This is a genomic window from Porphyrobacter sp. GA68 (assembly GCF_022605525.1).
Classification (GTDB): Bacteria; Pseudomonadota; Alphaproteobacteria; order Sphingomonadales; family Sphingomonadaceae; genus Qipengyuania_B.
In genome coordinates, this window is the sequence record NZ_JAKQYJ010000001.1 from 266,841 (window position 1) to 280,912 (window position 14,072).

The 14,072-nt window shown below is 66.0% G+C and carries 11 protein-coding genes; 3 read left to right on the forward strand and 8 right to left on the reverse strand.

The features are described from left to right. Positions 1-88: 88 nt before the first annotated feature. From purH to rpe, 3 genes are read right to left on the reverse strand one after another with little or no spacing between them, the layout of a single operon-like run. Positions 89-1,675, reverse strand: a complete 1,587-nt coding sequence (purH, locus tag LHJ54_RS01320; RefSeq protein WP_228241879.1) for a bifunctional phosphoribosylaminoimidazolecarboxamide formyltransferase/IMP cyclohydrolase — start codon at positions 1,673-1,675, stop codon at positions 89-91. Between the two features lie 5 nt (positions 1,676-1,680). Then, positions 1,681-3,570 carry a heparinase II/III family protein gene (locus LHJ54_RS01325; protein ID WP_228241880.1) on the reverse strand — a complete coding sequence of 630 codons (1,890 nt, stop codon included), beginning with the start codon at positions 3,568-3,570 and terminating at the stop codon, positions 1,681-1,683. 26 nt (positions 3,571-3,596) lie between these two features. Continuing rightward, the gene (rpe, locus tag LHJ54_RS01330; protein WP_228241881.1) at positions 3,597-4,280 is read right to left on the reverse strand and encodes a ribulose-phosphate 3-epimerase; all 684 of its coding nucleotides are present in this window, start codon (positions 4,278-4,280) and stop codon (positions 3,597-3,599) included. A 283-nt stretch (positions 4,281-4,563) separates the two neighbouring features. Between rpe and LHJ54_RS01335 the strand changes: the two genes are divergently transcribed. Further along, entirely contained in the window at positions 4,564-5,064 is a 501-nt protein-coding gene (locus LHJ54_RS01335; protein WP_228241884.1) for a DUF2141 domain-containing protein, read from the forward strand. Here the strand turns inward: LHJ54_RS01335 and LHJ54_RS01340 are convergent. Together LHJ54_RS01340 and LHJ54_RS01345 are read right to left on the reverse strand one after the other, a co-directional pair. Next, positions 5,052-5,969: a hypothetical protein gene (locus LHJ54_RS01340; protein ID WP_228241885.1), complete on the reverse strand. Its 918-nt coding sequence runs from the start codon at positions 5,967-5,969 to the stop codon at positions 5,052-5,054. The two genes, LHJ54_RS01335 and LHJ54_RS01340, sit on opposite strands and share 13 nt — an antisense overlap. Continuing rightward, positions 5,966-6,982 (reverse strand): diacylglycerol kinase family protein, encoded by a 1,017-nt coding sequence (locus tag LHJ54_RS01345; RefSeq protein ID WP_228241886.1) that lies wholly within the window; start codon positions 6,980-6,982, stop codon positions 5,966-5,968. Before LHJ54_RS01345 ends, LHJ54_RS01340 begins: the two co-directional genes overlap by 4 nt. A 177-nt stretch (positions 6,983-7,159) precedes the next feature. Between LHJ54_RS01345 and LHJ54_RS01350 the strand changes: the two genes are divergently transcribed. Together LHJ54_RS01350 and LHJ54_RS01355 are read left to right on the forward strand one after the other, a co-directional pair. Then, positions 7,160-9,298 carry a M13 family metallopeptidase gene (locus tag LHJ54_RS01350; RefSeq protein ID WP_228241887.1) on the forward strand — a complete coding sequence of 713 codons (2,139 nt, stop codon included), beginning with the start codon at positions 7,160-7,162 and terminating at the stop codon, positions 9,296-9,298. Between the two features lie 145 nt (positions 9,299-9,443). Next, the gene (locus LHJ54_RS01355) at positions 9,444-10,223 is read left to right on the forward strand and encodes an SDR family NAD(P)-dependent oxidoreductase (RefSeq protein WP_228241888.1); all 780 of its coding nucleotides are present in this window, start codon (positions 9,444-9,446) and stop codon (positions 10,221-10,223) included. 201 nt (positions 10,224-10,424) lie between these two features. Here LHJ54_RS01355 and LHJ54_RS01360 read toward each other — a convergent pair whose 3' ends face one another. Genes LHJ54_RS01360 through LHJ54_RS01370 form a run of 3 tightly spaced genes read right to left on the reverse strand, consistent with a single transcriptional unit; the run spans position 10,425 to position 13,911 of the window. Further along, positions 10,425-11,468, reverse strand: a complete 1,044-nt coding sequence (locus LHJ54_RS01360; protein WP_228241890.1) for a glycosyltransferase family 4 protein — start codon at positions 11,466-11,468, stop codon at positions 10,425-10,427. Then, positions 11,465-13,048, reverse strand: coding sequence for an alpha-amylase family glycosyl hydrolase (locus LHJ54_RS01365; RefSeq protein WP_228241892.1), 1,584 nt, complete (start codon positions 13,046-13,048; stop codon positions 11,465-11,467). The genes LHJ54_RS01360 and LHJ54_RS01365 overlap by 4 nt, the downstream gene beginning before the upstream one ends. After that, entirely contained in the window at positions 13,045-13,911 is an 867-nt protein-coding gene (locus tag LHJ54_RS01370) for an ROK family protein (protein WP_228241894.1), read from the reverse strand. The genes LHJ54_RS01365 and LHJ54_RS01370 overlap by 4 nt, the downstream gene beginning before the upstream one ends. Positions 13,912-14,072: the final 161 nt, after the last annotated feature.

Below are 14,072 nucleotides of genomic sequence, written 5' to 3' on the forward strand. Positions count from 1 at the left end.
TCTGGTCCACGCCTAAGTAGCCGCCCGGCATTTGCCTCGCTCTGAATGAGGCGGTCGTGCTTTGTTCATAAAAGTCGCATGTAAGCTGTCAGTGGCGGAAGTGCCGCATTCCCGTGAAGACCATCGCCAGCCCAGCGTCATCGGCGGCAGCGATCACGTCTTCATCGCGGATGGAGCCGCCGGGCTGGATCACTGCGGTCGCACCGGCTTCAGCTGCTGCGAGGAGGCCGTCGGCAAAGGGGAAAAACGCGTCGGACGCCACCGCGCTGCCGACGGTTCTAGGCTGCGACCAGCCATGGCTCTGCGCAGCTTCCGCCGCCTTCAGCGCGGCGATGCGGCTGCTGTCGCGCCGGTTCATCTGGCCTGCCCCGATACCGGCGGTGACGCCGTTCTTGGCATAGACGATGGCGTTGGATTTCACATGGCGCGCGATTGTCCAGGCGAACAGGCAGTCCTCCAATTCCTGTGCGGTAGGAGCGCGCTTGGTCACCACCTTGAGGTCCGCCTTTGTCACTGTGGCGTTGTCGCGCGTCTGGACCAGCAACCCGCCCGCCAGGACGATCTGCTGCACCCCGACGCGACGGGGATCGGGCAGGTCGGGCACCAGCAGCAGGCGCAGGTTCTTCTTGCGGGCGAAGGCGGCGCGCGCCGCATCATCCGCGCCAGGTGCGACCACTACCTCGGTAAAGATCGCGCAGATCGCTTCCGCCGTGGCACCGTCGAGCGGCCGGTTGACCGCGACAATGCCGCCAAACGCGGACACGCTGTCGCACGCCAATGCTTCGGCCCAAGCGCCTGCCAGCGTGTCGGCAGTGGCAACACCGCACGGATTGGCGTGCTTGACGATGACCACCGCTGGCGGGCCGTCACGAAACTCGGCCACCAGTTCCAGCGCGGCATTGGCATCGTTGTAGTTGTTGTAGGACAGTGCCTTGCCCTGCACCTGCTGCGCCTGGGGCAGACCCGGCGTGTGCGGTCCCTCTGGCAGATACAGCGCCGCCTGCTGGTGCGGGTTTTCCCCGTACCGCAAGATGGCGTGCAGCCGGCTTGCCAGCACGCGGCGAGCGGGGAAGAGTTCGCCCTGATCGGCATGGGCGAACCATTGGCTGATGGCCGCGTCATAGGCAGCCGTGGCAGCAAACGCCTTGGCGGCCATGCGCCTGCGAAACCCGAGCGAGGTGGTGCCGGCTTCGTCCAGTTCGGCCACCAACGCCGGGTAATCCGCGGGATCGGTGACAATGGTGACATAGGCATGGTTCTTCGCCGCCGACCGCACCATTGCCGGGCCGCCGATGTCGATATTCTCGATGATGGTATCCCGATCCGCCCCGCCCGCGACGGTCTGCTCGAAGGGATAGAGGTTCACCACGACCAGATCGATGCCCTCGATCCCGTGTTCAGATAGCGCCGCAGCGTGGGCCGGGTCGTCACGCACAGCCAAAAGGCCGCCATGCACCATCGGGTGCAGCGTCTTGACCCGCCCGTCCATCATTTCGGGAAAGCCGGTCAGCTCAGCCACATCGCGCACTGTCAACCCGGCGCTACGCAGCGCCTTGGCCGTGCCGCCGGTGGACACCAGCTCGATCCCGCGCGCTGCCAGAGCCTCCGCGACTTCCACAACACCGCTCTTGTCCGAAACGGACAGCAACGCCCGCCTGACTGCTACATCGCTCATGGTCTTCAGATCATCTTCTTGAACAGCCAGGGAAAGACGCCACCGCTGCGCGATGTCATGCCGGTGATGACCAGCTGGTGCGTAGCGCGGGGGCGACCCTGCCCGTCGACCCACAGGCTTTCCTCAAGGTCGAGCTCGACTTCCTCGGCGAGGCCCCCGACCCTGAACTGCCACAGGCTGCCGTCGGGGCAGGCAAGGCTCGCACCGCGCAGATCATCGCTCAGCGTGGCCTCGATCATGGGGCCAAGATGAAAGCGGATCGCGAGGCCGATCTTGCCACGCTTGCCCTTGCGAGTGGTCGGCAGCAGGACATCCTCCCCGCGCAATTCCGTGCCGTCGTCGCGCAGAGTCAGCGTCCGCTGGTGCAGGAGACCGAACCGCGATGCGTAACCGTCATGGCTGGCTTCCAGCTGCACCGCGCCGCCGCCCTTTTGCTGAACCAAGCCGCGCCGGATGGCGACTTGCTCCACACCCTTGCCGATCTGCCCTTTGATGAGCACGGCGGTCGAGTTCGCATCATCCAGCACCAGCGTGGAATGCGCCGCCGTGGCTCGCAAACCCTGCTCGATGCGGACAGGCGTGTTGCCCCCGGCCACCGCAGCCCCGCCGCAGTTGACGATCAACCGGTGCGGGCCCGCCGACAGCTCAAACGCCAGTGTCGAGGCACAGCCAAAGCGGGCGTGCTTCGGCTTGGGCGGCGGGGCCGCGTCGAACTGCAACACGGTGCCACGCGCCTGCACCCGCTGATAGCCCCATTCGCGGCTGTCCTTTAGCGGGCGGGTGCGCACCCCGCTCGCCTCGATCAGCTTGCCGAGGCGCTCTGCGGAAACCGCGTGACCGCCCTGCCAGCTACCCAACCCGCCGTCCCCATGCCGCAAAGCAAGCAGGGGCGGCACCAGCAGGGCAAGCATTGTTTCGAGCGCCGGCGGCACGTCGCATTCCACCGCCTGGTAACAGGCGCGCAGGTCCACCAGGAGCGCGATCGTATCCATCTGCGCCACGGGGCTGCGCGACAGCACCCCGCCATCCTCGCTGACCAGCTCGCCCAGGGCACGGAACAGGCCGGCTTCGCCATACAGGCGGCGCGGGCGGCCCTCGGACAGCAACAGGCCGGCGGCAGTTATGGCGCACCAACCTGCGACCTCGCCCAGCTTGTCCTCGGCCGACCGGACATGGCGGTCGAGCCACGCAGCAGTCCGCTCCACCTCCTCCAGCAACACCGCGCGCAGCGAAGTGTCCGATCCCGTGAGCAGGAGCGGCGCATGCATCAGCCAGGCGAGCAGGCGATGGCCGGTCAGTTCCACATCCCACGCCGCCCCTTTGCCGGTGTCGGGATTGGCGTGGATCCAGGCGCTGAACAGGGCCTGGGCGGGTTGCACGCACTGTTCGCGGGCAGCGCAGCTCGACAGGTCGCGTAGCCAGGAAAAGCCGTGCACCATGCGGCGGAACGGCGGCGACAGGCGGGCTGTCGGCCCCATATCCAGCTGGTCCACCGGCGCCTTGAGGCCATGCACTTGGAAATAGCCGGCCCGCAGCGCCACACCTGTTGCGCGGTCGCCGGACAGCGGCGTCGCCACTTGCGCCAGCAGGCGGGGCGCGGCCGGCTTGCTGAACGGCGCAGCCAGCAGATGGCCGGGCACACCCCAGCGATAAGCCGCGCGGACCAGCAGGTCCAGCGGGCTGGTCTGGGGGGCGGAAATGTCGGATACCGTCAGCGACCGCGCTGGCTCCAGCGGCACGCTGCCCGGTTCGACGAACTCGGCAGAAGGCTGCTCATCGGTGGATGTGATAAGATGCTTGCCGGTGTCGCGACGATGCAGCGGCAGAGCGGATTGCACCGGCACCTCACCCCTGACGCGCTTCTGCTTGCCTGGTGCTAACCTCGTGTCGTTCAACTTCGTCTCCGCCCCGTTTGACCGGTTTATTCAGCCGCCAATCTTGCGGCCCCGTGTTCTCGTAACGCTTCTATGTTTGCTCGATAGGCCGCCGCCCCGCCCCTGAAGACGGCTGAACCCGCGACCAGCACATCGGCGCCTGCTGCCACGCAGGCGCGCGCCGTTTCCGGCGTCACGCCGCCATCCACCTCCAGGCGAATGTCGCGGCCGGTCTTGTCGATCATCCGCCGGACCGCCTCGATCTTCTTCAATTGCGAGGAGAGGAAGCTCTGCCCCCCGAAACCCGGATTGACACTCATCACCAGAACAAGGTCGATCTCGTCGATGAGGTAATCGAGCATCTTTGCCGGAGTGCCCGGGTTGAGCGACACGCCAGCCTGTTTGCCCAGCGCCTTGATCGCCTGCACCGTGCGGTGGATGTGCGGCCCGGCCTCGGGATGAACGGTGATGATGTCCGCCCCGGCGTCGGCAAACGCCTGCAGGTAGGCATCGACGGGGGCGATCATCAGGTGAACGTCGAACGGCTTGGCAGTGTGCGGGCGCAGCGCCTTCACCACGGCGGGGCCGATGGTGATATTCGGCACGAAATGCCCGTCCATCACGTCAATGTGGATCCAGTCGGCACCGCCATCGTCGATGGCGCGTACCTCTTCGCCCAGCCGCGCAAAGTCGGCGGACAGTATGGAAGGGGAGATCAGCGGTCGGCTCATCGGGCTACCGGGCACCTGAAAAGATTGGGGTCAATGATCGGTTGCGGCCCCCGCTCTAACGCCCATGCCGGCAGAACGCTAGGGCAAGAGGCTGGCAGCTTTGGTTAACGGCTAGCTTATCAACATTACAATGGTCCGGCCAGCACAACGCGCCCGCGCTGTGCCGATGTGGAGCAGGCCGATCACGGCGAGTTAAGCGATAGTTCAGCGCCGATGTGAGAAAGCTGAACCGAAAACGCTGTCACCCTTGTTGTGGCGCTTTAGGTAATACGGGGCTTCTTTGATGCGAACTACCTTCAAGATCCTGACCGGGATCGGCCTTGCCGCGAGTGCGCTGGCACTACCGGCGACACCGGTCGCCGCGCAATACAACCAGGTCGTGCGTAACGACCTGTCGCGCTGCGCCGCCGGCCAGGGCGCGGGCGTAATGCTGACGATCAACAACATCTCGCAAGGCACCGGCACGGTCCGGGTGCAGTCCTACCGCGGGACCAGCGAGGAATGGCTTGCGTCGGGCAAGTGGCTGACCCGGACCGAACTGCCCGCCAGAGCCGGGACGATGCGGGTGTGCGTTCCCCTGCCCGGCCCCGGCACCTACGCCATCGCCGTGCGGCATGATGTCAACGGGAATGGCCGGACGGATCTGAGGCAGGACGGCGGTGCCATGTCCAACAACCCTTCGATAAACGTGCTGAACATGGGTCGGCCAAGCTATACCAGAACCCGGTTCCAGGTCGGCAACGCGCCGATCCCAATGACGGTCCAGATGCGCTACTTTCGCTGATCCGCCGCGGCGCGGCGTTTCTTGCGCCACAGTTCCAACGCCGCACCCGGCATGGAGAGAACCGGATGCCGGCGCCGGAAAGGCGTGACGTCCAGCGCGATGCCGGTGTGCCGTCGAACCTTCCAAGCGGCGTAGTCGGCTGCGCCGTCGAATGTGCCGGCGGCCTTGACCAGCCGCAGGATGTTGAGTGGCCTGCCCGCCCGGCGGCGCACCCGCCACCAGCGCAGAACCGCCGCGCGTCTGTGATCAGAGACGTTCACGCGGTAACGATTTTCGCCGATGCTGGCGAAACCCACGCCGGCCGCCTGCCACGCCAGCGGCAGGATGGCGGAGAAATGCGCCCCGTGCGCTGACAGGATGGAGTTTTCCCGCCCCGGCGCTTCGACCCGGAACTCGGCCCGATAGGTCGCCTGAAACAGGGCGCGCCAGTACTCCTCGCCCTGACCCTCCACCGGTCCCAGGGCCGCCGCGAGCGTTGCGGCCCGGCGCGCCGCGTCCGCCACCGCGTCGATGACCGCTGCCTCGGCTGCATGAGTGTCTGTCCAGATCAGCGCGCTTGGCTGCACGAACCGGGTCCAGATCGTGGTATCGAGCGTATCTCCGCTTGCGGCGCGGGCAAACTGCACCAGGCTGAGAGTCGCGGTCTTGGCTCGCAGCATGGTGCCGCCGCTTCCGCGAAACTCGCGATAGCCAATGCGCGGCCAGACCCGTTCGCCCTGTGGACCCGGCAGCAGGACGTAGAAATCGAGCACACCATCAAGGGAACCGGTGCGCAGGTTGGAGCCGTAGAACAGCACCGCTTGCGCACCCGCGTCCTGTGCGATCCGCCGGGCAAAGGCGGCGACATCGGGATGCACCGGCCGCCGCAACATCGCGGCAACGAAGGTTCGCAATGGCTGCGTCACGGCACGGCGAAGCGCAGCGCCGGACCCTGTTCGATGCGCCAGACGCCTGCTTCCAGGAACTCGCCATCGAGGATGAAGCGTTCGGCCAGCCTCAGGCGCAGCCCGTCGGCGTCGCGCTGATGCACGCCCATCCGGCGCAGCCAGTCGGGCAGATAGCCGGCCAAAATCAGCGGAGCGGCGGCATAGGTGCGCCGGTGAGCGCGGTCGACAGCCAGCAGTTTCAGCCCGTCTCGCTCCGCTCCGAAGGGTTTGATGCCCATAGGCAGACGGTGCAGCGTGGTCGCAACGAACAGGCTGCGGCGAGCGGCTTCCGCACCGTGATCGGCATGGGGCAGCCGCTCGCCCGAAGGCAGCAACTCCAATTCCATGTCCGGTCCGCGCCGCCATGGATTGCGCGCGCCGCCAAAGACGATCTGCGCCACCACCCAGGCGAGCGTCGCGCCAACCGCCAGCCCGCCGAAAATGCCCATCCGATGCGCTTCCTGCGCAGCTTCGATCCCGCGTGCAAACGAACCCGCACCCACCAGAAAACCGGCGAACGGCGCCTGCCGCGACCCGTCCCGTGTCAAGACCAGCGGGCGGCGCATGCTGGTTCGGCCATTTGCGGCACTGGCAGCGCAATCGGTGATCTGCCAACGTTCGGGAACGCCCAGGTCGGCCGCCAGCGCATTGGTCTTGCCCCGCGGAAGGATGCCCAGCACAGGCCAGTCGTCTCCGAAGATTGCCAGCCCGGCGGACAGCACGTCACGCACGGTGCCATCGCCCCCGTCGATGATCAGGCAATCGGTACCCGCCGTTCGGCAGTAGCGCAGCGCCTCGACCGTGTCGCCGCGCTGCTGCGGCTCGATCACCTCCACTCCGGCTGGCGGGGTGAATACACCGGCCCGGGCATTGCGATGGCTGCGCGGGTTACGGATGACGCGTACGCGCCATCCGGCTGATATGGCTGTGCCGGTCCATTCGCCAGAATGTTGCCCGCCGGGCGGGTGCGCAGGGTTTGGGTCGTCCTCCATCCGTTTCATCCGCGATCCGGCTTAGGCCCGGCAGGGTGGCTTGCCCAGCCTCAATATGTGGCAAGCGCCTCTCGACCAGCCTGCCACCCCGCTCGACAAACGTCATGGTGCATTCAGCGTGCCGCGCTAAGGATCCTTTGCAACAATCGCTTGTCAGTTCAGCAGGAGTGATCGAACTTGCCGAAGACCTTTTTTGCCGCCGCATCCGTGCTCGCTCTCGGCCTGGCCACACCTTTAGCGGCGCAAGCCACCCCGCCTGCCGCACAGCCTGCCGGCGAAACCCCGGTCCCCACCATGACGTTCGGCACCTGGGGCGTCGATCCCACCCTGCTGAACCAGGACATCGATCCAGGCGATGATTTCTTCGCCTACGTCAACCAGAAGTGGATCGAGGCCAACCCGCTGCCCGCAGAGTTCGCCAGGTTCGGCGCCTTTGACGTCCTGCGCGAAAAGGCGACGGCGGATGTGCAGGCGATCATCACGGACATGCAAAGCCGGCGCGACACCTTGTCCGCATCCGACCGGCGCATCCTTGATGGGTATGAGGCATTCATGGACACAGCCGCGATAGATGCGGCTGGTCTGGCACCGGTCCAGCCGTACCTCAACCGCGTCACCGGCGTACAGTCGCTGACGGATCTGGCGAGCCTGTGGGGTGAAACCGGCTTTCCCGCGCCGCTGTACAGCTTCGTCAGCGTCGATGCGAAGGAGCCGACCCGCTACTCCGTCGGGTTCGACATGGGCGGGCTGGGTCTGCCGGATCGCGACTTCTATCTCGACACGTCGGAGCGCGGCCGGAACATCCAGGACAAGTATCGCGAGTACCTGGCCTTCATGTTGGAAGAGGCCGGCTATGCCGATCCGCAAGGCGCAGCAGCGGCCGTTTACGCGCTGGAGGACCGGATCGCCCGCACCCTCAGCTGGGACCGCGCGACGCGGCGCGACCGCAACCTGACCTATAACGCCAAAACTCCGGGCGAACTGCAGGCTCTGGCGGGAGACTTCCCGCTGCAGGCGCTGCTGGCCAGCGCGGGGGTGGCGCAAACCGATCGCTTTGTGGTCGGCCTGGTTCCGCCCACCCCGGAAGAGGTGGCCGAGTTCGGTCTGACGCAGGAAACCCTCGGCAAAATCGGCGCCGGCGTGCCCGGCATGTTCGAGCTGCTGGCGCAGACCCCTCTCGCCACGCTGCAGGCGTGGACTGCCAAGGAACTTCTGCGCGCGAATGCCGCAGTCCTGCCGACGCGCATCGACAAGGCGAATTTCGAGTTCTACGGCCGCACCCTCACGGGGCAGCAGGAACAGCGCCCCCGGTGGAAGCGTGGCATCAGCGAGGTCGAGGGACTGCTCGGCGAAAAGCTGGGCCGCCTTTACGTCGAGCGGCATTTTCCGGCGGAGAACAAGGCCGCGATGGACGAACTGGTCGCCAACATCCGTGCGGCGATGGAACAAAGCATCCGCGAAATCGACTGGATGAGCCCGGCGACAAAGCCTGAAGCCCTGGCCAAGCTGGCGACATTCGATCCCAAGATCGGCTATCGCGACAACCTCGAGACATACGAGGGGCTGGAGATCGCGCCGGGCAATCCGGTCGGCAACCGGATGGCTGCCGCGCGCTGGAGCTGGCAGGACGATCTGGCGAAGCTGGGCGGACCAATCGACCGTACCGAATGGTTCATGCTGCCCCAGACGGTCAACGCTTATTACAACTCGACCAAGAACGAGATCGTTTTCCCGGCCGCTATCTTGCAGCAGCCGTTTTTCGGCATGACGGCCGATCCGGCGGTCAATTACGGTGCGATTGGCGGTGTGATCGGCCACGAGATCGGCCACGGGTTCGACGACCAGGGTTCGAAGTCCGACGGCACCGGAATGCTGCGCAACTGGTGGACCGACGCCGACCGGGCTGCGTTCGACAAGCTGGGTGATGCGCTGGTCGCGCAGTACAACGCGTTCTGCCCGTTCGACGACGGTGCGACCTGCCTTAACGGGCGGCTGTCGCTGGGCGAGAACATCGGCGACGTCGGGGGACTGTCGCTGGCATGGCGGGCCTACAAGATCGCCACCGCCGGACAGGACGTGCCGGTCATCGACGGCCTGACCGGCGATCAGCGGTTCTTCCTCGCCTGGGCGCAGGTGTGGCGATCCATGCAGCGGGAGGAGAACGCCCGGCAGCGGCTCAAGACGGGGCCGCACAGCCTGGAAGAGTTCCGCGTGAATGGTGTCGTGCGCAACATGGACGCTTGGTACGAAGCGTTCAACGTAACGCCGGATGACGCGCTGTACCTGCCGCCGGAGCAGCGGGTGAGGATCTGGTAATCTTGTCGCGCCGTTAAACGCGCGCCGCCTGTCTCCCATGGCGCGGCGCGCACACTGCTTGCGGTACGGGCGAGTGTGATGCGGAACAGGCGGTTTGGCTGGCCGATTGTGCGGGAACAGGCTTTATTCCCGCACAGGAGCCATCATGTCGTACACACTCGAGAATTGCATCACTGCCATAAGTGGCGGCAGTTCAGGCATCGGCAGGTCGTGCGCTGTGACACTCGGCGCTGCGGGCGCTGACGTTGCGATCTTCTACCACCGGGACGAGGATGAAGGCGAGGCGGTAGCCGCCGCCGTTCGCGCACACGGGCGGCGCGCAGCGGCGATTCCCTGTGACGTGACCAGCGAGCCGTCGGTCGAGGAAGCCTTCGACACCGTGCGGGACCAACTCGGCGTGCCCAACATTCTTATCAACTCGGCCGGCGTCAACCTGGATGAAAAAGCTGTGGTGGACATGGATCTGGCCACCTGGGACTCTCTCGTGCGGGCCGATCTTACCGGATCGTTTCTCACCTCAAGGCGGTTTGCCCGCGATCTCAGGGCAGCCGGGCGAACCGGCACGATCATCAACATCACCTCTATCCATTCCTACGCCATGCGCGCGGGCGGCGCGGCGTACTGCGCGGCCAAGGGCGGGCAGCGCAACCTGACGCAGTGCATGGCGCTCGAACTGGCGGAGGCGGGCATCACGGTGAACGCCATCGCGCCGGGCATGGTCCTGACCCCCATGAACGCAGAGGCGATGGACGATGAGGCGTATCGCCGGTCGCTGACGCAGAACATCCCGCTCAAACGCGCGGCAGAGCCCGAGGAGGTCGCCCAACTGGCCCTGTTTCTCGCCTCGCCGGCAGCGCGCTACATGACCGGCGCCGAAGTCGTCATCGACGGCGGCTTGTCCCTGCTGATGGGTCAGGGCGCGTAGCGTCACAGCCTGGAGCCCCGGCGGAGCAATACAACTCCCACCCGCCGGTTTACCACCGGATCGCAGTGACTTCGAAGGGCGGCGGACGTTCAGCCGGTTCCGGGAACCGACCAGCGGACCTTTTCCGGCGGCACCTCCGAGGCGCTGAAGTACGCGGCACCGTGCCCAGGCCCGCCAGAACGTTCGCGGGAACAGCTCGCATCAGGCGGCGGGAAGCTGTTCCCCCGGTTGCAGACCCTCGGCAACTATCGCGTGGTAGAGGCGCCGATACTCCGCCGCCATGCGCGCGACGGAGAAACGGCGCACCGCCTCCTCGCGCACCTGTTGCCGATCGAGCTGCCCTGCCCGTTCCACCGCAGCGACCGCATCGTCGGCGTTGTTGACCAGAAAGCCCGTCACGCCGTCGTCGATCAGTTCCGCCATGGAGCCGCGCCGCACCGCGATGACCGGTGTGCCGCAGGCCATAGCCTCGGCGACGGAAAGACCGAAGGGTTCGTCAAAATTGATGAGGTGGAGGAGCGCCCTCGCCCCTCCGAGCGCGCGGACCCGCTCGCTACCGCCCACCGGGCCATGGAAGACGATCTGCTGCCCGTCGCAGCTTGGCTTCACCTCCCGCTCGAAATAGTCCTGATCCTGCACGATGCCGTAAAGATTGAGGCGGCGCCCGCATGCCTTGGCCACGGCGATCGCCTCCGCTGCGCCCTTGTCCGGGTGAATGCGTCCGAAATAGAGCAGGCCTTCGCTGCCCCTGGCATCAAACGCGAACTCTTCCATCCGGATGCCGTGGTGGATTGTAGCGGCATAGGGGAGCGCGGGGTGGCGGTCGGCCGCGCTGATGGCGACGAAATGCACCCGGTCCGCATAGGGCGCGTACATCGGCAGGATACGGTCCGACGAAAAGCCATGTATCGTCGTCACCACCGGCGTCTGCACCAGCCGCGAAAACGCATGCGCCGGGAAATCCGCCTGGTTGTGGATCAGGTCGAATTCGCCGGCTCGATCAAACAGGTGCGCCAGGTGGCGCAGCTCCCACACCTTTGCGTCCACCGTGGGGTCTTCGCTGTAAGGCGCCGGCACAACCGCCTCCAGCTTCGCCGCGGTGACGCTGTCGGCTGTGGCGAACAGGGTAACGTCGACACCCTGCCGCACCAATTCCTCCGTCAGCAGGCTGGTAACGAGCTCCCACGGGCCATAATGGCGCGGCGGCGTACGCCAGGCTATCGGAGCGAGCATGGCGACCTTCATGCGACAATCAATCCTTCGTCAGCGCGCAGCACGCCGCGTTGCGCGCACTCGCCGTGCGTGGAGAGCAGCGGCTGGCCGGTCCAGTCCAGCGATACATCCCTGCTTGTCAGATTGAGCATGACAGTCACCCGGCGTCCGTCGCCTGTTCGTGCAAAGGCCACCACGCCCTGCGGCGCATCGAGCAGTTCAAGGGCGCCGAGGGTCAGCGCCTCCTCCCGCCGCCTAAGCACAAGCAGCTGCCGGTGGAGGCTGAGCATGGAAGCGGGATTGCCGGACTGCGCCGCCACATTGCGATCCCGCCAGTCAGGGTGCAGCGGAAGCCACGGTTCGGCCGAGGAGAACCCGGCATTGGGCGATGCGTCCCATGCCATCGGCGTACGCGACGGATCGCGGCCAAGTCCGATGCCGGGCTGGCGCGCCTCTCGCGGGTCGCGCACCCGGTCGGGTGGTATGGCGACCTCGCCGATGGCCAATTCGTCACCATAATACAGCGTCGGCGTGCCGCGCAGCGTCAGCAGCAGCATGGCCGCGACCCGCGCCTGCCGATCACCGAGCCGCGCAGCGATCCGCGGCACGTCATGGTTGCTCAGCACCCAGTTTGGCCAGCCCCACGCCGGCAGCGACGCCTCGTACTCCGCGATCAACCGCCCGACGCCATCCGCATCCCACCGGCTCAGCGCGAGAGCGAAGTTGAAAGGCAGATGCACCCCCGGCCGATCTGGCGTGCCGTACCAGCGCGACAGCCGGTCGAACGGCAGATATATCTCGCCGATCAGCACCCGCTCACGCCCCGTCTGCGCTCCGTATTGATCTGCCATGGCCCGCATTTCAGCGGCGATCGCGTGCGCTTCGGGCTGATCGGTGGAGTGAACCTGGTGGACACGGTCACGTTCGTTATCGCCGCGCCGCCAGCCATCGTTTACCGGATTGTCCGGCATGCCGTCCGCCTTGACGATGTGCCACAGCACGTCGACCCGGAAACCGTCCACCCCGCGATCCAGCCAGAACCGCAGCACGTCCATCATTGCCGCCCTGACTCCCGGATTGCGCCAGTTGAGGTCCGGCTGCTCGGGCAGGAAGGCGTGCAGATAATACTGCCCCGTGACGCCGTCCCACTGCCAGGCAGAGCCGCCGAAGTCGCTGATCCAGTTGTTCGGCGGACCGCCGCCGGGTGCCGCATCACGCCAGATGTACCAGTCGCGCTTGGGATTGTCGCGGCTTGACCGGCTTTCTACAAACCACGGATGCTGGTCGGAAGAATGGTTGGGCACGAAGTCGAGCAACAGCTTCAACCCGCGCCGGTGAGCGGCCGCCAGCAGTCGGTCGAACGCCGCCAGGTTCCCGAACAACGGGTCGATGGCGCAATAATCCGCTACGTCATATCCGAAATCCGCCATTGGGGAGGTGAAGATCGGCGAAAGCCAAAGAGCGTCCACTCCGAGATCCCGAAGATAGTCGAGGCGCCTTTCGATCCCTGCCAGATCGCCTACCCCGCTGCCGTTGCTGTCCTGGAATGAGCGGGGGTAGATCTGGTAGATCACCCCGCGCTGCCACCAGGCTGCATCCGCCGCTGCGTTCATCCGGCCAGCGCCTCTTCGGCCAGGATCATCGCGCCCACCAGGCCGCTGACCGGATTGAGCGCAGGGGCGACAACGCTTTGCTTCTCCCTGCCCGGCAAGTAATTGCGCCCCAGCGCTCTGGTGCGAAACGCGATGCGGTCGAGCAGGCCCGGCGTTTCCATGACTCCGCCGCCCAACACGATCCGTTCGACCGCAGTGGCCGCGAACAGGCTGTGGCAGGTCTGCGCCAGATATTCCGCCACCAACGCATGGGCCGGGTGCGCAGGGGGCAGGTCGGACAGGGCGCGACCCCACCGCCGCATGATGGCCGGGCCGCTCGCCAACCCTTCCAGGCAGTCGCCATGAAAGGTGCAGTTGCCAAGAAAGCCATCGTCCTGCGCCGGTCGCTTGGGGTACAGGTGGCCAAGTTCAGGATGTCCTGCGCCGTGGACTACCTGTCCGCCATAAACGATCCCGCCGCCGATGCCGGTGCCGACGGTGACATAAGCGAGCGAATCGGCATCATGGCCTGCGCCAAAATTGTACTCCGCCAGTGCTGCGCCGTTCACGTCCGTATCGAAACGCACGGGGACGGCGAAACGCTTGGCGAAGTACCCGGCTATGTCGCACCCGCTCCACCCCGGCTTGGTGGTGCTGGTGATGTGGCCCCAATCAGGTGCCGAACGGTCGAGCTGGACCGGACCGAAGGAGGCGATGCCGATGGCAGCAAGTTGGACGCCTGACGCGGAAAACCAGTCCGCCGCCTCCGCCAGAGTTTCCTCCGGCGCGCGGGTCGCGATGGTCGCCTGCGCCTCGATGTTGTCGGCGGCGGCACCGATTGCCAGCACGAATTTGGTGCCACCCGCTTCGATCCCGCCAAACATCCGTCTCCCATCCTCCCGTTTTGCATCAATGGGGTCGTTTGCCTGATCCCTTGCCACGCATCCTGACGGCAGAAAAGAAAGCGCGGCAAGAAAATAGTGGCACGATGTTTGCGAAGGCCTTATAGAACAGCCTGTTACACGGGAGCAGGGGTTTTTCTTTG

Coding starts and splice junctions, on each gene's coding strand:
- LHJ54_RS01370 (WP_228241894.1), bottom strand. CDS start 13,911: ATGTTTGGCGGGATCGAAGCGGGTGGCACCAAATTCGTGCTGGCAATC.
- LHJ54_RS01360 (WP_228241890.1), bottom strand. CDS start 11,468: ATGAAGGTCGCCATGCTCGCTCCGATAGCCTGGCGTACGCCGCCGCGC.
- purH (WP_228241879.1), bottom strand. CDS start 1,675: ATGAGCGATGTAGCAGTCAGGCGGGCGTTGCTGTCCGTTTCGGACAAG.
- LHJ54_RS01335 (WP_228241884.1), top strand. CDS start 4,564: ATGCGAACTACCTTCAAGATCCTGACCGGGATCGGCCTTGCCGCGAGT.
- LHJ54_RS01355 (WP_228241888.1), top strand. CDS start 9,444: ATGTCGTACACACTCGAGAATTGCATCACTGCCATAAGTGGCGGCAGT.
- LHJ54_RS01365 (WP_228241892.1), bottom strand. CDS start 13,048: ATGAACGCAGCGGCGGATGCAGCCTGGTGGCAGCGCGGGGTGATCTAC.
- LHJ54_RS01345 (WP_228241886.1), bottom strand. CDS start 6,982: ATGGAGGACGACCCAAACCCTGCGCACCCGCCCGGCGGGCAACATTCT.
- rpe (WP_228241881.1), bottom strand. CDS start 4,280: ATGAGCCGACCGCTGATCTCCCCTTCCATACTGTCCGCCGACTTTGCG.